Genomic DNA, 22300 nt, shown 5'->3' on the forward strand with positions numbered 1-22300 from the left:
GAGGAGATCCAGCGGCGGCTCTACGACGCTTTCGGGCTGGAGGTCCGTTACAGCCGACCCCGTGAAGAGGTGACCCTACGGGTGACGATCCCGGGGCATCTGCTTGACGGACTGGTGGCCGTCACCCGTGAGCTGGACCCGTGGAACAAAAAATCGGGCGCCCGCAGCGAAGTGCTGGCACCCGATCATGACACCCGGGGTGGACAAACGCGGCATAACCGTCGCGTTCATTCCCATCCCCTGAGTGCCCCCGGCAGGATTCGAACCTGCGCACACGGCTCCGGAGGCCGTTGCTCTATCCCCTGAGCTACGGGGGCTTGTCGCTGGTGTTTGTGGCGACGGGTAGAACCCTACCAGCTCGATCAGGGTGGTCATGAACGGTTATCGGGAGCCGGTGGGTGGGGAGTGGCGGTGGGAGCGGAGGGGCGTATACCGCATGTGGAGGGTGGGGTGCAGGGGTCTTGGGGAAAGGTCCCTCGCACGGGGCGGAAGTGGGGAAAACCCGGACGCAGCCGCGGCTGCGCGCCTACTCTTCAGGATGTGCCTGGCTTGTCCGGCCGGGTCCTTGTCGTCGACGACAACAAGGTCATCCGGCAGCTGATCAGGGTCAACCTCGAGCTGGAGGGCTTCGAGGTCGTGACCGCGGCCGATGGTGCCGAGTGCCTGGAGATCGTTCACCAGGTGCGGCCCGATGTGATCACCCTCGATGTTGTGATGCCCAGACTCGATGGGCTGCATACGGCGTCGAGGCTGCGTGCTGATGCTCGTACGTGTCATGTGCCCGTCGCGATCATCAGTGCGTGTACGCAGTATGAGATGGACAGCGGGAAGGCGCTGGGTGTCGATGCCTTTCTCGCGAAACCCTTCGAGCCCGTCGATCTTGTCGAGCTCGTGTGGCGGCTGATGCGGCAGGGGGCGGCCGGTGCGGCCGCGCCTGGTGATGCCGAGCCGGCTGTGGGGCCCACCGGGTAAGTGGTGGGCCCCAGGTCCGGGTCTGGCCCCTTCCTCCGGTTCGGCCCGGGGGCTGTTTGGGGCCTTGGGCTCTGGGCTTCGGTTTGTCCCAGGGGCTTGGGTTTGGGCTTGGACTTCGGTTCTGGTCGGGGCTTGGGTTTCTGGGGCTCGGGTTTCTCTTCGTGGGGGCGTTCGGGTCCCGGGTCACTTTTGGCCCGGGGCTCGTTCGTTCTCTTGTCTCGCTCTGGGGCCTGGGCTCGTTCGTTCTCTTGTCTCGCTCTGGGGCCTGGGCTCGTTCGTTCTCTTGTCTTGTTTTGGGGCCCGGGCTCGTCCGTTCTCCTCTCTTGCTTTGGGTCCGGGGCTCCTCCGTCGTCCCCGGTCTGTGGTCGTCCGAAGGGCGAAACCGGTTCGCTTCCGTACCCCCCTCCTCCCATACGCTGGTCCCGTGACCCCCGCCCAGCTCTCCCGCACTGTGCTGCACACCGTGCGTCGTGCCGTTGAGGACGACGAGCTGTGCGTTGTCGTGCCGGAGCGGGTGAAGGTGCGGACTCCGCCTCGGGCCGGGTGTGGGGATTACGCCACCAATGTCGCCCTGCTGCTGGCCAGGGGTGGGGGTGAGCGGGACGCGCTCGTCATCGCCGAGGTTTTGCGGCGGCGGCTGGTTCGTACGCCCGGGATCGCCCGCGTTGAGGTCGCGGCTCCTGGGTTTCTCAACATCACCCTTGATGCCCACTCGCATGCCCAGCTCGTGCGGGCCGTGCGCTCCGCGGGGCCTCGCTATGGGCATGGGGAGGCGCTTGCCGGGGTTTCGGTTCCGCTCGGGGACAGTGACGAGGTGCGGGCCGCGCTGGTCGGTCATGTGGTGCGGGGGCTTGTCGATGCCTCCGGGGGAGTCGTCATCGCAGGTCGTGGGCCTGTTGTACGGGCCTCCCCGGTCTCCGGGGTGGAACTGCTCCGCTCCCTCGGCCCCGATGCCGCCCGCTGGGCCCTGCTTCGGCCCGCCGGGCATGATCTGCCCGACCTCGATCCCTCCCGGCTTCTCTCGCAGCGTGAGGACAACCCCCTCTTCCGGGTTCAGTACGCCCACGCCCGCATCCGCGCCCTGATGCGGAACGCCACTCAGCTCCACATCACGCCCGAGCCGCAGCCCGAGTCCGGGGCGTATGACCACCCCGCCGAGATCGGCCTTCTCGGTCTCCTCGGTGATCATCCCCGCGTCATCGAGGCCGCCGCCCGGCACCGTGCGCCCGACCAGCTCGCGCGGCATCTCGTCGGCGTCGCCGATGCCTTTCTCCGGTTCCATGACCTGTTTCATGACGGCTGTCCGGTCCTGCCCTCCCACCAGCACAAACCCTCGGCCGTCCACCGTTCCCGGCTGGCCCTCGCCGATGCCACCGGAGCGGTGCTCGCCGGCGGCCTGCGACTGCTCGGCATCAGTGCACCCGAACATCTGTAAGACCTTGAGTAAGCCCTTGAGCAAGCCCTTGTGTGTGACCTTGTGTAAGACCTTGAGAGAGACAGCAGAGACGCCATGAGCCGTTCCGCCCATCCCGCCGGGCCCCGCCACGCCGATGTCCTTCCCGAGGGGCACTACGCCGCGCCGCCCGGCGATCTCAATCAGCTCGATCCGCGCGTGTGGTCCCGTACGGTCAGCCGGAACGCCGACGGCGTCGTGACCGTCGGCGGGATCGACGTCAAGACGCTCGCGGAGGAGTTCGGGACGCCCGGGTACTTCCTCGACGAGGCCGACTTCCGGGCCCGCTGCCGGGCCTGGCACGAGGCGTTCCGGGAGCAGGGGGCGGACGCCGATGTGTTCTACGCCGGGAAGGCGTTCCTCTCCCGCGCCGTCGTGCGCTGGCTGAACGAGGAGGGGCTCAACCTCGATGTGTGTTCCGCCGGGGAGCTGGCCACCGCGCTCGCCGCCGGGATGCCCGCCGAGCGGATCGCGCTGCACGGGAACAACAAGTCCACCGCCGAGATCGAGCGGGCGGTCGAGGAGGGCGTCGGGCGGATCGTGCTCGACTCGTTCCAGGAGATCGTGCGGGTCGCGCACATCGCCCAGCGGCTGGGCAGGCGCCAGCGGGTGCAGATCCGGATCACCGTCGGTGTGGAGGCGCATACCCACGAGTTCATCGCGACCGCCCACGAGGACCAGAAGTTCGGCATTCCGCTCGCGGGCGGGCAGGCCGCCGAGGCCGTACGGCGGGCGCTCAAGCTGGACGGGCTCGAGCTCATCGGCATTCACTCGCACATCGGGTCGCAGATCTTCGATACGTCCGGGTTCGAGGTCGCGGCGCACCGGGTCGTGGGGCTGCTCAAGGAGATCCGGGACGAGCACGGCGTCGAGCTGCCCGAGATCGACCTCGGCGGCGGCCTCGGCATCGCGTACACCTCGGAGGACGACCCGCGCGAGCCGCAGGAGATCGCCAAGGCGCTGCGCGACATCGTGCACCGGGAGTGCGACTCGGCCGGGCTCGCGGTGCCACGGCTGTCGGTCGAGCCGGGGCGGGCGATCGTCGGGCCGACCGCGTTCACGCTCTATGAGGTGGGCACGGTCAAGGAGCTGCCGGGGCTGCGGACGTACGTCAGCGTCGATGGCGGGATGTCCGACAACATCCGTACCGCGCTCTATGACGCCGAGTATTCGGTGGCGCTGGTCTCCCGCGCCTCCACCGCCGAGCCGATGCTCTCCCGCGTCGTCGGCAAGCACTGCGAGTCCGGCGACATCGTCGTACGGGACGCCTTCCTGCCCGGCGATCTGGCGCCCGGCGATCTGATCGCCGTGCCCGCCACCGGCGCGTACTGCCGCTCGATGGCGAGCAACTACAACCACGCGCTCCGGCCGCCCGTCGTGGCCGTACGGGACGGGCGGGCGTGCGAGATCGTCCGGCGGGAGACGGAGGAAGATCTACTGCGGCTCGATGTCGGCTAACGAGAACCCGCCGGTGCGAATCGGCTAGCGAGAAAGAGATCTCGGATACTGGACCCGGGACAGAAAATCCCGTCCGGTGCATGAGACTGGTGCACTAACGCGCTGGTGCATTAACGCGATGGATGAGAGATGAGAAGCGAGGTCGGATGATGCGTACGCGTCCGCTGAAGGTGGCGCTGCTGGGCTGTGGAGTGGTCGGCTCAGAGGTGGCGCGCATCATGACGACTCAGGCGGACGACCTCGCGGCGCGCATCGGGGCCCCGGTCGAGCTGGCCGGGATCGCCGTGCGCCGCCCCGGTCGGGTCCGGGAGGGGGTGCCGTCCGAGCTGGTGACCACCGACGCCACGGCCCTGGTCAAGCGCGGGGACATCGATGTGGTGGTCGAGGTCATCGGCGGGATCGAGCCCGCCCGCACCCTCATCACCACCGCCTTCGACCACGGCGCGAGCGTGGTGTCCGCGAACAAGGCGCTGGTCGCCCAGGGCGGCGCGGCGCTGCACGCGGCGGCCGAGCAGCGCGGTGCGGACCTCTACTACGAGGCCGCGGTCGCGGGGGCGATCCCGCTGGTGCGGCCGCTGCGCGAGTCGCTGGCGGGCGACAAGGTCAACCGGGTCCTCGGCATCGTCAACGGCACCACCAACTTCATCCTCGACCGGATGGACTCCAGCGGTGCCGGTTACAGCGAGGCGCTGGACGAGGCCACGGCCCTGGGGTACGCGGAGGCCGATCCGACCGCCGACGTCGAGGGCTTCGACGCCGCAGCGAAGGCCGCGATCCTCGCCGGGATCGCCTTCCACACCCGGGTCACCCTCGACGACGTGCACCGCGAGGGCCTGACCGAGGTGACCGCCGCCGACATCGCCTCCGCCAAGCGCATGGGCTGTACGGTCAAGCTGCTCGCGATCTGTGAGCGGGCCGCCGACGGCCGCTCGGTCACCGCGCGGGTGCATCCGGCGATGATTCCGCTGAGCCACCCCCTCGCCTCTGTCCGCGAGGCGTACAACGCGGTCTTCGTGGAGGCCGACGCGGCGGGGCAGCTGATGTTCTACGGCCCGGGCGCGGGCGGTTCGCCGACCGCCTCGGCCGTCCTCGGCGATCTCGTCGCCGCCTGCCGCAACAAGCTGGCGGGTGCCACCGGACCCGGGGAGTCCGCCTACAGCAGGCTCCCGGTAAGCCCGATGGGCGAGGTGGTCACTCGCTATCACATCAGCCTGGACGTCGCCGACAAACCAGGAGTTCTGGCGCAGGTCGCCACGGTCTTCGCCGAGCACGGTGTGTCCATCGACACGGTCCGCCAGCAGGGGAAGGACGGCGAGGCGTCCCTCGTCGTCGTGACCCACCGCGCGAGCGACGCCGCGCTGTCCTCGACCGTGGAGGCGCTCCGTCGGCTCGACACCGTCCGCGATGTCGCGAGCATCATGCGGGTCGAGGGCGAGTAGACGGCGAGTAGAGGGCGTGCAGAGGGTGGACAGGGAACGAGTCGTGGGTGAGCAGTGGGCGGGCAGAGACCGAGCAGCGGCCGCGCTCAGGCCGAACAGAGGGTGAGCGGAGAGTAAGGAAAATCATGAACGCAATCGCCGACGCCGGGTCTCGAATGTCCGGCACCCGCCAGTGGCACGGCTGGCGGGGCATCATCGAGGAGTACCGCGACCGCCTCCCGGTCGGCGGGCACACCCCCGTCGTCACCCTGCGCGAGGGCGGTACGCCGCTGGTTCCCGCGCAGGTGCTCTCCGAGCGCACCGGCTGCGAGGTCCACCTCAAGGTCGAGGGCGCCAACCCCACCGGGTCGTTCAAGGACCGCGGGATGACGATGGCCATCAGCGTGGCCAAGGAGGCCGGTGCCAAGGCCGTCATCTGTGCCTCCACCGGCAACACCTCGGCCTCGGCGGCGGCGTACGCCGTACGGGCCGGGATGGTCTGCGCGGTGCTGGTCCCGCAGGGGAAGATCGCGCTGGGCAAGATGGGCCAGGCCCTCGTCCACGGCGCGAAGATCCTCCAGGTCGACGGCAACTTCGACGACTGTCTGACGCTGGCGCGCGGGCTGTCGGAGAAGTACCCGGTGGCGCTGGTCAATTCGGTCAACCCGGCCCGGATCGAGGGCCAGAAGACCGCGGCCTTCGAGATCGTGGACATGCTCGGGGACGCGCCCGACATCCATGTGCTGCCGGTCGGCAACGCGGGCAACATCACGGCTTACTGGAAGGGCTACACGGAGTACGCGGCGCCGTTCGCCGACGGCGAGCCGCGCGCCTCCCGTACGCCCCGGATGTGGGGCTTCCAGGCGTCCGGTGCGGCGCCGATCGTGCGTGGTGAGCCGGTCAAGGAGCCGAGCACCATCGCCACCGCGATCCGCATCGGCAACCCGGCCTCGTGGACCTTCGCCGAGCGGGCGCGCGACGAGTCCGGCGGCCTCATCGACGAGGTGACCGACCGTCAGATCCTGGCCGCCTACCGGCTGCTCGCCGCGCAGGAGGGCGTTTTCGTCGAGCCCGCGTCCGCGGCGAGCGTGGCGGGCCTGCTGAAGGCGGCCGAGCAGGGGCTGGTCGACCCGGGCCAGCGCATCGTCTGCACGGTCACCGGGAACGGGCTCAAGGACCCGGACTGGGCGGTCGCGGGCGCGCCGCAGCCGGTCGTGGTCCCGGTGGACGCGGACGCCGCGGCCGTACGGCTCGGACTGGCCTGAAACGGAGCGCGGCGCGCGACGGTGCGGCCGCGGTGCGCCGTGGGCGGCGCCATCGACCCGGCAGCGCCCGCCACGCGATTCCACGCTGCCTCCGGCCCGGCGGGCCTTTCGCGTCCCCCCGGAGGCCCTGGAGGCCCGGCCTCGCCGGGGCTCCAGGGGGTTTTCTATAGATCCACTCAAGGGGTGGCAGAGCAGCGCGAGGGCGCGCGGAGCGCTCCAGTAGAGTGGGCGCGGACGATGGCAGGGAGCGCGACACGCATCGTGCGCCTCCCGTGCGCCCTATGTCGCCACAGAACCTTCCTTCGATAGGCTGTACTGAATCCGCCCCGACGCAGAGCGCTCGCCTCTGCGCGGCGTTGCCGTACGTGTCACGGCCCCCGCGGTGTTCCGTACCTCTTCGAGCAATCGCACGTAACCACAAGGAGAGTCATCGAGCGATGGCCGGTCCAGCGTTCCGCGCCGCCGCCGTCCGAGTGCGCGTCCCCGCCTCGAGCGCCAATCTCGGCCCTGGCTTCGACGCCCTCGGCCTGGCCCTGGGCCTCTACGACGACGTGGTGGTCCGGGTGGCCGACTCCGGCCTTCACGTCGACATCGCCGGTGAGGGCGCGGAGGCGCTTCCGCGCGATGAGAACCATCTGCTCGTACGCTCCCTGCGCACCGCCTTCGACCTGCTGGGCGGACAGCCCCGCGGCCTGGAACTGGTCTGCGCCAACCGCATTCCGCACGGCCGGGGCCTGGGCTCCTCCTCCGCCGCCATCTGCGCCGGGATCGTCGCCGCGCGCGCGGTGACCATAGGCGGCGCCGAGCGGCTCGACGACGCGGCGATGCTGGAGCTGGCCACCGAGATCGAGGGCCACCCCGACAATGTCGCCGCCTGTCTGCTCGGCGGCTTCACCCTGGCCTGGACGGATGCGGGGTCCGCCCGGGCGATCAGGATGGACCCTGCGGATTCCATCGTTCCGGTGGTCTTCGTCCCCGGCCGTCCGGTGCTCACCGAGACCGCCCGCGGCCTGCTGCCGCGCACCGTCCCGCATGTGGACGCCGCGGTCAACGCGGGCCGGGCCGCGCTGCTTGTCGAGGCCCTGACCAGGCGCCCCGAGCTGCTGCTCGCCGCGACGGAGGACCGACTGCACCAGGAATACCGTGCTCCGGCGATGCCCGAGAGCGTGAGCCTGGTGAACCGACTGCGGGCGGACGGCGTCCCCGCGGTCATCTCCGGTGCGGGCCCCACGGTGCTCGCGCTGGTCGAGGACGGTGCGGCCGACAAGGTCGCACGGCTGGCGGGCGAGGGGTGGGCGGCCAACCGGCTGGCTCTCGACGCCGGGGGGGCGAGTGTCCTGCCGCTCACCTGACACCGCGATCCGGGGTGTCCCGGAGCGGGGAAAACTCGATAGCCGGTCTTGGAGAGGGGGAATGTTTGTTGGATCCGGTAGTGTTAACCTCAAGTCTGCACTGGATGCCTCTTGGATGTACTCGGAGGCGAGGTGCTCAGTGTCCCCATCAGGGACCACCCTTCTTCCGGGAGCCTCCCACACTGCCTGAGCAGCCTGCCTGAGCAGTGTCGAGCACGCTCCGGAATCGGCGTGGCGGATTCTCGTGAATCCTCCGCCGCGTCGGAACCATGAACTGATCTCTCCGCCGTAACCCGGCGGACCACCGCCCCGGCCCGGTCCGTAACGGAAGGACCACAGCCGGACAGCACAACCGGTCGCCGAGCCAGACAGGCCGACGCCCGCTCCAGGGAAGGACCCTTCGTGAGCGACACCACCGATCTGATGGGCGTGAACGCCTCCGGCACCTCCGACAGCGGTGTCGGCAACAACGCGCCCGCCACGGACGCTTCCGCGCCCGCCAACGGTGCTGCCACTGGCGCTGCCCCGCGGCGACGCCGCTCGGGCACCGGCCTTGACGCCATGGTCCTGGCCGAGCTCCAGCAGCTCGCCTCGAGCCTTGGCATCAAGGGCACCGCGCGGATGCGCAAAGGCCAGCTGATCGAGGTCATCAAGGAGAAGCAGGCCGCGGGCTCCGGCTCCGCCCAGGGCTCCGAGAGCACTCCGTCCGACGCGGAGGGGGGGACCAAGCCGAAGCGGCGCACCACCTCCCGGGCCCGTACGGGCGACGACGCCGAGGAGAAGACCGGCGCCAAGTCCTCGAAGTCCGCCGGGAAGGCGGACAAGGCGGAGAAGGCCGACCAGGCCGGCGCCGAGGAGCAGGCCACGGCCCAGCAGCAGATCGAGATCCCCGGCCAGCCCGGTGAGCCCGCGGGCGATGAGCAGCCGGCCGGTGAGCGCCGCCGCCGCCGGGCCACCGCACCCGCCACCACCCCCGACTCCGGGGGCACGGCCACTGCTGTCGAGACCAAGACCGAGGCGCGCGGCGACGTCTCCGCGAAGACCGAGGCCAGGACCGAGCCCAAGGGCGACGGAAAGGCCGAGGCCGCCGCCGACACCGCCGAGGGCAAGGGCGCCAGGAGCGGCGACCGCCAGGAGCGCGGCCAGAAGGGCGACCGCCGGGACCGCCAGCGCGACCGCGGCGACCGCGGTGACCGTGGCGACCGCCGCGGCAAGGGCGAGGACGGCCAGCAGGGCGGCGGCCGTCAGCAGCGCGACGGGCGGGGCCAGGGCCAGCAGCGCGCCGACGAGGGGGACGACGACTTCGAGGGCGGGCGCCGCGGGCGCCGGGGCCGCTACCGCGACCGGCGTGGCCGCCGCGGCCGTGACGACTTCGGCAATGAGCCGCAGGTGTCCGAGGACGATGTGCTGATCCCCGTCGCGGGCATCCTCGACATCCTCGACAACTACGCGTTCATCCGGACCTCCGGCTACCTCCCGGGCCCGAACGACGTGTACGTCTCGCTCGCCCAGGTGCGCAAGAACGGTCTGCGCAAGGGCGACCACGTCACCGGCGCGGTCCGGCAGCCGCGCGAGGGCGAGCGCCGCGAGAAGTTCAACGCGCTGGTGCGGCTGGACTCGGTGAACGGCATGGCGCCCGAAACCGGGCGCGGGCGGCCGGAGTTCGGCAAGCTGACGCCGCTTTACCCGCAGGACCGGCTGCGCCTGGAGACCGAGGCCAGCGGGCTGACGACCCGGATCATCGACCTGGTCGCGCCGATCGGCAAGGGCCAGCGCGGTCTGATCGTGGCCCCGCCGAAGACCGGTAAGACCATGATCATGCAGGCGATCGCCAACGCGATCACCCGCAACAGCCCCGAGTGCCATCTGATGGTCGTCCTCGTCGACGAGCGGCCGGAAGAGGTCACCGACATGCAGCGGTCGGTCAAGGGCGAGGTCATCTCCTCGACCTTCGACCGCCCGGCCGAGGACCACACCACCGTCGCGGAGCTGGCGATCGAGCGGGCCAAGCGCCTGGTCGAGCTGGGCCATGACGTGGTCGTCCTGCTGGACTCGATCACCCGCCTGGGCCGTGCGTACAACCTGGCGGCGCCCGCCTCCGGCCGCATCCTGTCCGGTGGTGTCGACTCGACCGCGCTCTACCCGCCGAAGAAGTTCTTCGGTGCCGCGCGCAACATCGAGGACGGCGGCTCGCTGACCATCCTGGCCACCGCGCTGGTCGAGACCGGCTCGCGGATGGACGAGGTGATCTTCGAGGAGTTCAAGGGCACCGGCAACATGGAGCTCAAGCTCGACCGGAAGCTCGCCGACAAGCGCATCTTCCCCGCGGTGGACGTCGATCCGTCCAGCACCCGCAAGGAAGAGATCCTGCTCGCGTCGGAGGAGCTGAACATCGTCTGGAAGCTGCGCCGGGTGCTGCACGCGCTCGACTCCCAGCAGGCCATCGAGCTGCTGCTGGACAAGATGAAGCAGACGAAGTCCAACGCCGAGTTCCTGATGCAGATCGCCAAGACCACGCCCACTCCGGGCAACAACGGCGACTGACGGACACCTGCGGATACGTTCCGTAGCCGAGGCCCCCCGCGAATCGCGGGGGGCCTCGTGTGCGTTCCCTGAGACATGAGAGGTGAGCCACACCTTCCGGCCAGCCTGTGGACCGGTTCTGATCATGCTATTGCCCGCGAAAGGGCAGGTCAGAGCGGTAAGGCAGACGAAGGGGGCGAACGGTGCGCCCGGCGCCCCGCGCGAAAACCGGCCAACGCAGATATGCAACCCTGGCGCACGGCCTTCCATCTGTCAGGTCGGAATACGGGGCCGGAACCCAGGCTGACTCCACCGCGGAACGCGACGCCACGCCTGACCGTGACGGCAGGGGGTACTCGGGCAGCAATAGAGGACTGAGGAGCACATGGCCGAGGACAGCAGCAACGCACCGGGGAGCCCGGGCCGCCACCGCGCACGCGGGGCGACCGCGGGCCGCCGTCGTAAGCGGCCCAGCGCGCGCCGTAGAGCGGTGCTCTACACGGTGTGGACGCTGGCCGCCGTACTGGTGCTGGGCGGCGCCGGACTCGGCTACCTCTACTACAAGCTGAACGGCAACCTCACCGGCGTCGACGTCAACGCCGCCCTCGGCGCCAACCGCCCCAAGGACGCCGACGACGGCTCGATGGACGTCCTCGTCCTCGGCTCGGACTCCCGTGCCGGCAAGAACGCCAAGTACGGGAAGGACGGGGGCACATCCCGCTCCGACACGGCGATGATCGTCCACATCTACAAGGGCCACCAGAAGGCCAGCGTCGTCAGCATCCCGCGCGACACCCTCGTGGACCGGCCCTCCTGCACCACCAAGGAGGGCCAGGAGGCCCCCGCCGAGCAGGGCGCCATGTTCAACAGCGCCTACGAGGCCGGCGGCCCCGCCTGCACCATCAAGACCATCGAGTCCATGACCGACATCCGCATGGACCACTTCCTCGAGGTCGACTTCTCCGGGTTCAAGCAGCTGATAGACGACCTCGGCGGCGTCAACATCACCACCACCGCCCCGATACACGACGCCAAGAGCCATCTCGACCTGGAGCCCGGCCCGCACACCCTGGGCGGGGAGCAGTCGCTCGGCCTGGTGCGCACCCGGCACGGTGTGGGCGACGGCAGCGACCTCGGCCGGATCAAGCTCCAGCAGGCGTTCGTCAAGGCGCTGCTCGACCAGGTCAAGCACGTGGACGTGTTCGGCAACCCGAAGAAGCTCTACGACCTCGCGGACACCTCCACCAAGGCCCTCACCACCGACTCCGAGCTGGCCTCGGTGAGCAAGCTGAAGGGGTTCGCCGAATCCCTGAAGGGCATCGGCTCGAACAACATGAAGATGACCACGCTGCCCGTCGAGTACGACCCCCAGAACCCGGACCGGGTGCTGCCCATGGAGCACAAGGCCCAGCTGATATGGACCGCGCTCCGCAACGACCGGCCGGTCCCCGCCTCCGCCACCAAGGGCTCCGCGGGCGACGCCACCAGCGCGGGCAAGGTCGTCAAGTAGGGCATACGACAGCCTCTTGGGCGGGCCGGGAATATCCTGGCCCGCCCCCCGGTTTTGGGAGATGCGGCCAGTACTGGCAAACTGGATCGTCGGTCCCGGTTCACGACAGGCAACCCGCCCGTCGACCCGGTGCCCTCCCGAACCTAGGAGAATCCCTTGAAGCGCGAGATCCACCCGGAGTACGTCGAGACGCAGGTCAGCTGCACCTGTGGCGCCTCCTTCACCACCCGTAGCACCGTGAGCGGCGGCGCCATCCGCGCCGACATCTGCTCCGAGTGCCACCCGTTCTACACGGGCAAGCAGAAGATCCTCGACACCGGTGGCCGTGTGGCGCGGTTCGAGGCCCGCTTCGGCAAGAACGCCGGGTCCGCCAAGAAGTAGCGACCCGCACGGCGCCGGTCTTCGGTCGCCCCTTCCCTGGGGCGACCGGACCGGCGTTTTGTCGTCACCGGCCCTCCGGCACCTCACCCAACGCCACCCCGCAGACCACCATTCAGGGAGCCCTCCGATGTTCGAGGCGGTCGAGGAACTCATCGGCGAACACGCCGACCTCGAGAAGCGGCTCGCCGACCCCGCGGTCCACGCCGACCAGCGGGAGGCACGGCGGCTCAACAAGCGCTACGCCGAGCTGACCCCAGTGGTCACCGCCTATCGCGCCTGGAAGCAGACCGGGGACGACATCGAGACGGCCCGCGAGCTGGCCCAGGACGACCCCGACTTCGCGGACGAGGTCAAGGAGCTGGAGCAGGGCCGCGAACAGCTCACCGACCGGCTGCGGCTGCTGCTCGTCCCCCGCGACCCGAGCGACGACAAGGACGTCATCCTGGAGGTCAAGGCCGGGGAGGGCGGCGAGGAGTCGGCGCTGTTCGCCGGCGACCTGCTGCGGATGTATCTGCGGTACGCCGAGCGGATCGGCTGGAAGGCCGAGATCATCGACGCCAACGAGTCCGACCTCGGCGGCTATAAGGACGTCCAGGTGGCGATCAAGGCCAGGGGCACCATCGAGCCCGGCCAGGGCGTCTGGGCCCGGCTGAAGTACGAGGGCGGGGTGCACCGGGTGCAGCGGGTGCCCGCCACCGAGTCCCAGGGCCGCATCCACACCTCCGCGGCCGGTGTGCTGGTCACTCCCGAGGCCGAGGAGGTCGAGGTCGAGATCGGCCCCAACGACCTGCGGATCGACGTCTACCGCTCCTCGGGACCCGGCGGCCAGTCGGTCAACACCACCGACTCCGCGGTGCGCATCACCCACCTGCCCACCGGCATCGTCGTCTCCTGCCAGAACGAGAAGAGCCAGCTCCAGAACAAGGAGCAGGCGCTGCGCATCCTGCGCTCGCGGCTGCTGGCCGCGGCCCAGGAGGAGGCCGAGCGGGAGGCGTCGGACGCCCGGCGCAGCCAAGTCCGCACCGTTGACCGGTCCGAGCGCATCCGTACGTACAACTTCCCGGAAAACCGGATCTCGGACCATCGTGTGGGTTTCAAGGCGTACAACTTGGACCAGGTGCTCGACGGCGAACTCGATCCGGTCATCCAGGCGTGCGTCGACGCCGACGCGGCCGCCAAGCTGGCGGCCGCGGGCTGAGCCACCCCCTGAGAGACGCTTCGTGCCCTTGTCCGGACCGGCTGGAGGAATTCAGTGAACGTGCTGCTCGCCGAGGTGGCGCAGGCCACTCAGCGGCTGGCCGACGCGGGCGTGCCCTCACCGCGCTTCGACGCGGAGGAGCTCGCCGCCTTTGTGCACGGCGTCAAGCGGGGAGAGCTGCACGGCGTGCCCGACGCCGACTTCGACGCCCGCTACTGGGAGGCGGTCGCCCGCCGCGAGGCCCGCGAGCCCCTTCAGCACATCACCGGCCGCGCCTTCTTCCGCTATCTCGAGCTCCAGGTCGGCCCCGGCGTCTTCGTGCCCAGACCGGAGACCGAGTCGGTGGTCGGCTGGGCGATAGACGCGGTGCGCGCCATGGATGTCGTCGAACCGCTCATCGTCGATCTGTGCTCCGGTTCCGGCGCCGTCGCGCTGGCGCTCGCCCAGGAGGTGCCGCGCTCCCGGGTGCACGCCGTGGAGCTGGACGAGGGCGCCCTGCGCTGGGCGCGCAAGAACGTCGAGGGGTCCCGCGTCGTTCTCCACCACGCGGACGCGTTGGCGGCCCTGCCCGAGCTCGACGGGCAGGTGGACCTCGTCATCAGCAACCCGCCGTACATCCCGCTGACCGAGTGGGAGTACGTGGCGCCGGAGGCCCGCGATCACGACCCCCAGCTCGCGCTCTTCTCCGGTGAGGACGGCCTCGACGTCATCCGTGGCCTGGAGCGCACCGCCCACCGGCTGCTGCGCCCCGGGGGCGTGGTGGTCATCGAGCACGCAGACACCCAGGGCGGCCAGGTGCCGTGGATCTTCACCGAGGAGCGTGGCTGGGCGGACGCCGCCGACCACCCCGACCTGAACAAACGGCCCCGGTTCGCCACCGCGCGGAAGGCCATGCCGTGACGGCGGCACCGCACCACACATTGGCCACGTACGAGGAGGTCCGTTAAATGGCACGGCGATACGACTGCGGGGACGCGACCGACCGCAAGACCGGCCTGCGCGAGGCCGCCTCCGCCGTCCGCCGCGGCGAACTGGTCGTGCTGCCCACCGACACCGTCTACGGGATCGGTGCGGACGCCTTCAACGCCGAGGCGGTCGGCGATCTGCTCGAGGCCAAGGGGCGTGGTCGCACCATGCCCACCCCGGTGCTGGTCGGCTCGCCGAACACCCTGCACGGACTGGTCACCGACTTCTCCGAGATGGCCTGGGAGCTGGTGGACGCCTTCTGGCCCGGTGCGCTCACCCTCGTCGCCCGCCACCAGCCGTCGCTCACCTGGGACCTGGGGGAGACCCGGGGCACCGTCGCGGTCCGGATGCCGCTGCACCCGGTGGCGATCGAGCTGCTGACCGACTTCGGCCCGATGGCGGTCTCCAGCGCCAATCTGACCGGACACCCCTCCCCGCAGGACTGCGACGCCGCCCAGGACATGCTGGGGGACTCCGTCTCGGTGTACCTCGACGGCGGGCCGACCCCGGCCGCCGTGCCCTCCTCGATCGTCGACGTCACCGGCAAGGTGCCGGTGCTGCTCCGGGCGGGCGCGCTCACCGCCGAGCAGCTCCGGGAGGTCGTACCCGACCTCGAGGTGGCCAATTGACAGCCCCTGAGGGGCGTGGCATAGCGGAACACCGTGAGAAGAACGCCGAGGCCACCTTCCGCATCCTCCACGTCAGCACCGGCAATGTGTGCCGCTCGCCGATCACCGAGCGGCTGACCCGGCACGCCCTCGCCCACCGTCTCGGAAGTGCCAGGACCCGGGGTCTGATCGTGGAGTCCGCCGGCACCTGGGGCCATGAGGGCGCGCCGATGGAGGCGCACGCCGCGACGGTCCTGACCGACTTCGGCGCCGACCCGGCCGGTTTCCTCGGCCGTGAGCTGCTGGACGAGCACGTCATCCGCGCCGATCTGGTGCTCACCGCCACCCGCGACCACCGGGCGCAGGTGATCTCGATGGGGCACTCGGCGGGGCTGCGCACCTTCACGCTGAAGGAGTTCACCCGGCTGGTGCGGGCCATAGACCCCGCGACGCTGCCCGACCCGGCGGAGGCGGGCGGTGTGGTGGAGCGCGCCCGCGCCCTGGTGCAGGCGGCGGCAGCGCTGCGCGGCTGGCTGCTGGCGCCCAACAAGGACGCGGATGAGGTGCACGATCCGTACGGGGCGCCGATCACCTTCTTCCGTTCCATCGGGGACGAGATCAACCAGGCCCTGGACCCGGTCGTCACGGCGCTGACGGGCGTCCCCGCCCCCGCGTAGGCCCCCCGGGCCCGGGGCCGCGCCGCGAGGGGGCCCGCACGGGCCGCACGGCGCGCCGTGCGGCGTCGCGGGGCCTACATTGGGGGTGACCACCGACAACGATCCGCCGTCCCCCTCCCGAGGCTGTGAGCGCGCCATGGCCGTCACCCCCTGGGGCCCCGATTTCGTGAGCCTCACCCGCCAGGACCCGGAGCTGGCGGGAATCATCCTGAGCGAGATCGACCGTGTCTCCGGCGGACTCCAGCTGATCGCGGCCGAGAACTACGCCTCGCCGGCGGTGCTGGCGGCGCTCGCCTCGCCGCTGGCCAACAAGTACGCCGAGGGCTATCCGGGCGCCCGCCACCACGGCGGCTGCGAGATCGTGGACATCGCCGAGCGGGTGGCCCAGGACCGGGCGAAGGCGCTGTTCGGCGCGGAGCACGCCAATGTGCAGCCGCATTCGGGGTCCTCCGCGGTGCTGGCCGCCTACGCCGCGCTGCTGCGGCCCGGGGACACCGTGCTGGCGATGGCGCTGCCGCACGGCGGCCATCTCACCCATGGCTCGCCCGCCAATTTCTCCGGCAGCTGGTTCGACTTCATCGGCTACGGCGTCGACCCGGCGACCGGGCTGATCGACTACGAGCAGCTGCGCGGGCTCGCCCGCGCCCACCGGCCGAAGGCGATCGTCTGCGGGTCGATCTCCTATCCCCGCCACCTGGACTACGCCGCCTTCCGGACCGTCGCGGACGAGGTGGGCGCGTATCTCATCGCCGACGCCGCCCATTCGATCGGCCTGGTCGCGGGGAAGGCGGCGCCGTCCCCGGTGCCGTACGCGGACGTGGTGTGCGCAACGACACACAAGGTGCTGCGCGGGCCGCGCGGCGGAATGCTGCTGTGCGGTGCGGAGCTCGCCGAGCGGGTGGACCGGGCGGTGTTCCCCTTCACCCAGGGCGGGGCCCAGATGCACACCGTCGCGGCCAAGGCGGTGGCGTTCGGCGAGGCCGCTGCGCCCGCCTTCACCGCCTATGCGCGGCGGGTGGTGGCCAATGCCCGGGTACTGGCGGACGCCCTGGCCGGAGAGGGGCTGGCGGTCGCCACGGGCGGCACGGACACCCATATGATCACCGCCGATCCGGCCCCGCTGGGCCTGGACGGACGCACCGCGAAGGGCCGCTGCGCGGCGGCCGGGATCGTGCTGGACACCTGCGCGCTGGCGTCCGCCACCGAGCCGCGGGGGTGCGTCAAGGGGCTGCGTCTTGGCACCGCCGCGGTGACCACCCAGGGAATGGGAGCTCCGGAGATGGAGCGCATAGCCCATCTCATGGGAACCGTGTTGCGGGACGAGGGCGTGGTACGGGAAAAGGTGGCGGATCTGGCCGGGAGATTTCCGCCCTATCCGGACGAGGGCCGGATCATGCAACCATCCGAAGGTGTAGGACGTCTGTAAGTACGTTCACCGATAGGCGTCCGACACGCATAGGGTGTGGGGCTGTGATGGCCAGCGATACCTCTGGGGCAGCCTGTGCGTGAATACCTGCTGACTCTGTGCATCACGGCCGCGGTCACCTATCTGCTGACCGGGCCGGTGCGGAAATTCGCCATCGCGGCCGGTGCGATGCCCGAGATCCGCGCCCGTGATGTGCACCGTGAGCCCACGCCACGGCTGGGTGGCATCGCCATGTTCGGCGGGCTGTGCGCGGGGCTGCTGGTCGCCGCCCACCTGACCAACCTCAAGGACGTCTTCGAGGTCTCCAACGAGCCACGGGCGCTGCTGTCAGGGGCCGGGCTGATCTGGCTGCTCGGGGTGCTGGACGACAAGTGGGGCGTGGACGCGCTGATCAAACTGGGCGGCCAGATGATCGCCGCCGGTGTGATGGTGCTCCAGGGCCTGACCATCCTGTGGCTTCCGGTGCCCGGTGTGGGACCGGTCTCGCTCACGCCCTGGCAGGGCACGCTGCTCACCGTCGCGCTGGTGGTCATCACCATCAACGCGGTCAACTTCGTTGACGGGCTTGATGGTTTGGCGTCCGGGATGGTGTGCATCGCCGCCGCGGCGTTCTTCATGTACGCGTACCGCATCTGGTACGGGTACGGCCTGGAGGCGGCCGCGCCCGCCACCCTGTTCGCCGCCGTCCTCATGGGCATGTGCCTGGGCTTCCTGCCGCACAACGCCCACCCCGCGCGGATCTTCATGGGCGACTCGGGCTCCATGCTGATCGGACTGGTGCTGGCGGCGGGTGCCATCTCCATCACCGGCCAGGTGGACCCGGACGCGATGAAGCTTTTCGAGGGGTCCGAGCAGGCCGCGGTGCACGCCACCGTCCCGGTCTACATCCCGCTGCTGCTGCCGCTGACCGTCATCGCGGTGCCCTTCGCCGACCTGGTGCTGGCGATCGTCCGGCGCACCTGGCGGGGCCAGTCGCCGTTCGCCGCCGACCGCGGCCATCTGCACCACCGGCTGCTGGAGATCGGCCACTCGCACAGCCGGGCCGTCCTGATCATGTACTTCTGGTCGGCGCTGATCGCCTTCGGCGCCGTGGCGTACTCGGTGAACTCGGCCGGTGTGTGGTTCGTGCTCGCGATCGTGGCGCTGAGCGGGGTGGGTCTGGTGCTGTTGCTGCTGCCGCGGTTCACCCCGCGCGTTCCGAGTTGGGCCGAGGCGTTCGTTCCACCGCGCTACCGGCGCGCCAACCGGCTCGCCAGGGCGGAGCGGGGCGCCGAGGTGCCCGCCGAGCCCGTGGCGGCCACGGCCGGTGCCGGATCAGCCGCCTCGTCGCGGCCGGAGCCCGAGCCCGAGCCGGTCAGGCCCGAGCCGGTGGGCTCCGGGATGAACGGCGGCGCGAACGATGGGGCGGACAACGGGGCGAACGGTGTGAACGGCGCCACCGCGATCGGCGACCGGTCACGCTTCAACCACCGCCGGAGGATCGGAACACCCCAGTAATCTCCCTGGTATTCCCGCGGGAATCGGGGTCGGCGGGGTCGGCGAAGATCACAGGACGGCGTCAGCACGGTACACACCTCATAACTCTCGCGTGTGACGTGCAGCACACTCGGCAGGTAAAGACCTCATCAAATAGTTTGTGATACCGTTCACTAAACCCGGTGCTTAGACCCGAGGGGCCGTAGGGCGACGGCTCTTCCTCGTGAGGTCCCCTCCGTCCCCGGGGATACGCTCGTCCACGACGAACCGTTGCTTCCGACACTTGCCGGAGAAACCCTTCATGCAGTCCAACGACGCCAGAACGCTCCTGAGTTGCGCCGTGCCCACCGCCGTCACCGGGGTGGTCGCCGTCGCCGTCGGTTCTGTGCTCGCCGGAGGCAAGGGCGCGATCGGTGCGGGTTTCGGAGCGGTGGTCGCCGCCGGGGTCATGGCGATGGGCCTGATCGTGCTGCAGCGCACCGCGAAGTACCTCCCGCATCTCTTCCAGGCGATGGGCCTGGTGCTCTACGTGACCCAGTTCCTGCTGGTGGCGGTCGTGCTCGCGGTGTTCAAGGACACCACGCTGTTCAGCACCAAGGCGTTCGCCTTCGCGTTGCTCGCCGCGACCCTGGTGTGGATCGGCGCGCAGACCCGTGCGCATATGAAGGCGAAGATCCTTTACGTGGAGCCGGAAGCCGAGGACGAACGCAAGCCCGAGGGGGCGAAGAAGTCCGCTCCCGCCGGGTCTCCATCGTGAGAAGTAGGGCCGGGATAAGAGCATGTGCGCTCACCTGCTATCGTCCGGTGCCATCTGAGGCACAGCGGGCGCAGGTAGCTGAACCCCCGGATTCCACGGGACGGAATCGGCGGCCCATGCAGCTGATGCCCGACATACCACTCGGCCACGCGCCGATCAGCCGCCCCCACATTCGTAAGACCAGTCCAGTGCCGTTCCGTGGCCGTGTGCCGCGCCGACACAACGAGGTTGCCGTACCCATGCGCCACGCTGAAGGAGCTCGCGGTGAGTGCTGACCAGACGCTCGCCTTCGAGACGAACTGCCACATCTTCGACGGGTGCGGCTTCCCGGCACCCGGACTTCATTCGTTCAAGTTCGAGCCGCTCTTCACCGTCGGCGGTATCGATTTCAACAAGCCGATGCTGCTGGCCCTGCTGGGCACGGTGACCATCGTCTGGTTCTTCTGGGCGGCCTTCGGCCGGGCCAAGGTGGTCCCGGGCAAGCTCCAGATGGTCGGCGAGGCGGGTTATGACTTCATCCGCCGTGGGATCGTCTACGAGGCGCTGGGGAAGAGGGACGGTGAGAAGTACGTCCCGCTCATGGTCTCGATCTTCTTCTTCGTCTGGATCATGAACCTCTGGTCGGTCATCCCGGTCGCCCAGTTCCCGGTGACGTCGATCATCGCCTATCCGGCCGCGCTCGCCGCGATCGTCTACGTCCTGTGGATGAGCCTGACGTTCCGGAAGCACGGCTTCGTCGGAGGTTTCAAGAACCTCACCGGCTATGACAAGTCGCTGGGTGCGGTGCTTCCGCTGTCCATGACGATCGAGTTCTTCTCGAACGTGCTGGTGCGGCCCTTCACCCACGCGGTGCGGCTCTTCGCCAACATGTTCGCGGGCCACACCCTGCTGCTGCTGTTCACCATCGCCAGTTGGTACTTGCTGAACGGGGTCGGCATCGCCTACGCGGGTGTCTCCTTCGTGATGGTCATCATCATGACCGCCTTCGAGCTCTTCATCCAGGCCGTCCAGGCATATGTCTTCGTGCTCCTGGCCTGCTCCTACGTTCAGGGCGCTCTGGCCGAGCACCACTGAGCACCCGCTCCCAGTCCATACAGACGTCCGGTGGCCAACCCCCACCGGTCCGTGAAAGAGAAGGAAGAACCGGCATGTCTGCTGCTCTCCAGACCCTCGCCGCTGGCGTCGAGATCAAGGGCAACCTCGGCTCGATCGGCTACGGCCTCGCGGCCATCGGCCCCGGCGTCGGCGTTGGCATCATCTTCGGCAACGGCACCCAGGCGCTGGCCCGCCAGCCCGAGGCGGCCGGTCTGATCCGCGCCAACCAGATCCTCGGCTTCGCCTTCTGTGAGGCGCTCGCCCTGATCGGTCTGGTCATGCCGTTCGTCTACCCGACCAGCTGAACGTGGCGTAACAGCCGGATCCGACGAAAGGCACTGATGTGAACGCCCTGGTACAGATGGCGGCCGAGGAGAGTGAGAACCCTCTCATCCCGCCGATCCCGGAGCTGGTCATCGGCCTGATCGCCTTTGCCATCGTCTTCATCTTCCTCGCCAAGAAGCTCCTCCCGAACATCAACCGGGTTCTGGAGGAGCGCCGCGAGGCGATCGAGGGCGGCATGGAGAAGGCCGAGGCCACTCAGGCCGAGGCCCAGCAGGTCCTCGAGGACTACCGGGCCCAGCTCGCCGACGCCCGTCACGAGGCCGCGCGACTGCGCCAGGAGGCGCAGGAGCAGGGCGCCGCGCTCATCGCCGAGATGCGCGCGGAGGGCCAGCGGCAGCGTGAGGAGATCATCGCCGCCGGTCACTCGCAGATCGAGGCAGATCGCAAGCAGGCCGCCCAGACCCTGCGCCAGGACGTGGGCAGGCTCGCCACCGACCTGGCCGGCCGGATCGTCGGTGAGTCGCTCGAGGACGTGGCCCGGCAGAGCCGCACCATCGACCGGTTCCTGGACGAGCTCGAGGCGAAGGCCACCGATGGCTCGAAGGCCGAGGCCGGCCGATGAACGGAGCGAGCCGGGAGGCACTGGCAGCCGCGCGTGAGCGCTTCGACGCCCTGACGGACAACACCGCCGTCGACGCGACGAAGCTCGCCGATGAGCTGGCCGCCGTCACCGCGCTGCTCGACCGCGAGGTCTCGCTGCGCCGGGTCCTCACCGACCCGGCGCAGCCCGGCGAGGCCAAGGCCACGCTTGCCGCGCGGGTGCTGGACGGGCAGGTCGGCGGCGAGACCATCGACCTGGTCTCCGGCCTGGTCCGGTCCCGCTGGTCGCGCTCGCGCGACCTGGTGGACTCGCTCGAGGAGCTGGCCAGCGCCGCCGACCTGGTGGCTGCCGAGCGGGCCGGCACCCTCGACGATGTGGAGGACGAGCTGTTCCGGTTCGGCCGGATCGTCTCCTCCTCGTCCGAGCTGCGCGGTGCGCTCACCGATCGGCGCGCGACCGTCTCCGCCAAGTCCGGGCTGGTCCGCGAGCTGCTCGGCGGCCGTGCCGACCAGCGGACCGAGCGGCTGGTGATCCGCATGGTGACCCATCCGCGGGGTCGTAGCCTGGAGGCGGGCCTCGACGGGCTGTCCAAGCTGGCGGCGGCGCGCCGGGACCGTGTGGTCGCGGTCGTCACCTCCGCGGTGCCGCTCAGCGACCGGCAGAAGCAGCGGCTCGGTGACGCACTCGGGAAGCTGTACGGACGGAAGATGCACCTGAACCTCGATGTGGACCCCGAGGTCCTCGGCGGGATCTCGGTGCGCATCGGCGACGAGGTCATCAACGGGACCATCGCGGACCGCCTCGAAGGGGCGGCCCGGCGGATGGCCGGCTGATCCAGCCACCAACTCAACAAGCATGTAAGCGGCCCGAGTTGGGCCG

General features: G+C 69.9%; 19 protein-coding genes, 1 tRNA gene and 1 pseudogene. 20 read left to right on the top strand and 1 reads right to left on the bottom strand.

Annotation, left to right across the window (positions count from 1 at the left end):
* Positions 1-245 precede the first annotated feature (245 nt).
* Positions 246-317, bottom strand: a tRNA-Arg gene (locus VT50_RS12745).
* A gap of 174 nt (positions 318-491) precedes the next feature.
* On the opposite strand from VT50_RS12745, the pseudogene VT50_RS12750 reads away from it, so the two are divergent.
* The 20 genes and pseudogenes from VT50_RS12750 to VT50_RS12845 all read left to right on the top strand — a co-directional run bounded on the left by VT50_RS12750 (position 492) and on the right by VT50_RS12845 (position 22254).
* Positions 492-972, top strand: a pseudogene (locus VT50_RS12750) (response regulator).
* A 424-nt stretch (positions 973-1396) separates the two neighbouring features.
* Entirely contained in the window at positions 1397-2407 is a 1011-nt protein-coding gene (gene nrtL / locus VT50_RS12755; protein ID WP_046086192.1) for an ArgS-related anticodon-binding protein NrtL, read from the top strand.
* 75 nt (positions 2408-2482) lie between these two features.
* Entirely contained in the window at positions 2483-3883 is a 1401-nt protein-coding gene (lysA, locus tag VT50_RS12760; RefSeq protein WP_046086193.1) for a diaminopimelate decarboxylase, read from the top strand.
* 146 nt (positions 3884-4029) lie between these two features.
* The gene (locus VT50_RS12765; RefSeq protein ID WP_046086194.1) at positions 4030-5322 is read left to right on the top strand and encodes a homoserine dehydrogenase; all 1293 of its coding nucleotides are present in this window, start codon (positions 4030-4032) and stop codon (positions 5320-5322) included.
* Between the two features lie 155 nt (positions 5323-5477).
* Positions 5478-6566, top strand: a complete 1089-nt coding sequence (gene thrC / locus VT50_RS12770; RefSeq protein WP_046086195.1) for a threonine synthase — start codon at positions 5478-5480, stop codon at positions 6564-6566.
* Positions 6567-7003: 437 nt separating this feature from the next.
* Positions 7004-7918, top strand: a complete 915-nt coding sequence (gene thrB, locus VT50_RS12775) for a homoserine kinase (RefSeq protein WP_046086196.1) — start codon at positions 7004-7006, stop codon at positions 7916-7918.
* Positions 7919-8320: 402 nt separating this feature from the next.
* The gene (rho, locus tag VT50_RS12780) at positions 8321-10462 is read left to right on the top strand and encodes a transcription termination factor Rho (RefSeq protein WP_046086197.1); all 2142 of its coding nucleotides are present in this window, start codon (positions 8321-8323) and stop codon (positions 10460-10462) included.
* Positions 10463-10826: 364 nt separating this feature from the next.
* The gene (locus tag VT50_RS12785; RefSeq protein ID WP_046086198.1) at positions 10827-11951 is read left to right on the top strand and encodes an LCP family protein; all 1125 of its coding nucleotides are present in this window, start codon (positions 10827-10829) and stop codon (positions 11949-11951) included.
* A 156-nt stretch (positions 11952-12107) separates the two neighbouring features.
* Positions 12108-12332 carry a 50S ribosomal protein L31 gene (rpmE, locus tag VT50_RS12790; RefSeq protein WP_020868416.1) on the top strand — a complete coding sequence of 75 codons (225 nt, stop codon included), beginning with the start codon at positions 12108-12110 and terminating at the stop codon, positions 12330-12332.
* A 127-nt stretch (positions 12333-12459) separates the two neighbouring features.
* Positions 12460-13530 carry a peptide chain release factor 1 gene (prfA, locus tag VT50_RS12795; RefSeq protein ID WP_046086199.1) on the top strand — a complete coding sequence of 357 codons (1071 nt, stop codon included), beginning with the start codon at positions 12460-12462 and terminating at the stop codon, positions 13528-13530.
* 54 nt (positions 13531-13584) lie between these two features.
* A complete protein-coding gene (gene prmC / locus VT50_RS12800; protein ID WP_046086200.1) occupies positions 13585-14430 on the top strand; it encodes a peptide chain release factor N(5)-glutamine methyltransferase in 846 nt (281 codons plus the stop codon).
* 47 nt (positions 14431-14477) lie between these two features.
* On the top strand, positions 14478-15125 hold the full coding sequence (locus VT50_RS12805) for an L-threonylcarbamoyladenylate synthase (RefSeq protein WP_046086201.1): 648 nt from the start codon (positions 14478-14480) through the stop codon (positions 15123-15125).
* Positions 15122-15781 (top strand): arsenate reductase/protein-tyrosine-phosphatase family protein, encoded by a 660-nt coding sequence (locus VT50_RS12810; protein ID WP_046086202.1) that lies wholly within the window; start codon positions 15122-15124, stop codon positions 15779-15781. Before VT50_RS12805 ends, VT50_RS12810 begins: the two co-directional genes overlap by 4 nt.
* Before the next feature lie 136 nt (positions 15782-15917).
* On the top strand, positions 15918-17207 hold the full coding sequence (locus tag VT50_RS12815; RefSeq protein WP_046086203.1) for a serine hydroxymethyltransferase: 1290 nt from the start codon (positions 15918-15920) through the stop codon (positions 17205-17207).
* A 63-nt stretch (positions 17208-17270) separates the two neighbouring features.
* Positions 17271-18704, top strand: a complete 1434-nt coding sequence (locus VT50_RS12820) for an MraY family glycosyltransferase (protein WP_075200346.1) — start codon at positions 17271-17273, stop codon at positions 18702-18704.
* A 280-nt stretch (positions 18705-18984) separates the two neighbouring features.
* Positions 18985-19440 (top strand): Cg1360 family ATP-synthase-associated protein, encoded by a 456-nt coding sequence (locus VT50_RS12825; protein WP_046086205.1) that lies wholly within the window; start codon positions 18985-18987, stop codon positions 19438-19440.
* A gap of 249 nt (positions 19441-19689) precedes the next feature.
* On the top strand, positions 19690-20514 hold the full coding sequence (gene atpB, locus VT50_RS12830; RefSeq protein WP_046086237.1) for a F0F1 ATP synthase subunit A: 825 nt from the start codon (positions 19690-19692) through the stop codon (positions 20512-20514).
* Positions 20515-20588: 74 nt separating this feature from the next.
* Positions 20589-20840 carry an ATP synthase subunit c family protein gene (locus VT50_RS12835; protein WP_044569929.1) on the top strand — a complete coding sequence of 84 codons (252 nt, stop codon included), beginning with the start codon at positions 20589-20591 and terminating at the stop codon, positions 20838-20840.
* A 38-nt stretch (positions 20841-20878) separates the two neighbouring features.
* Positions 20879-21442, top strand: a complete 564-nt coding sequence (locus tag VT50_RS12840) for a F0F1 ATP synthase subunit B (RefSeq protein WP_046086206.1) — start codon at positions 20879-20881, stop codon at positions 21440-21442.
* Positions 21439-22254, top strand: a complete 816-nt coding sequence (locus VT50_RS12845) for a F0F1 ATP synthase subunit delta (protein ID WP_046086207.1) — start codon at positions 21439-21441, stop codon at positions 22252-22254. The genes VT50_RS12840 and VT50_RS12845 overlap by 4 nt, the downstream gene beginning before the upstream one ends.
* The last annotated feature ends 46 nt before the right edge of the window (positions 22255-22300 follow it).

It is taken from the genome of Streptomyces antioxidans (assembly GCF_000968685.2).
GTDB classification, from domain to species: Bacteria; Actinomycetota; Actinomycetes; order Streptomycetales; family Streptomycetaceae; genus Streptomyces; species Streptomyces antioxidans.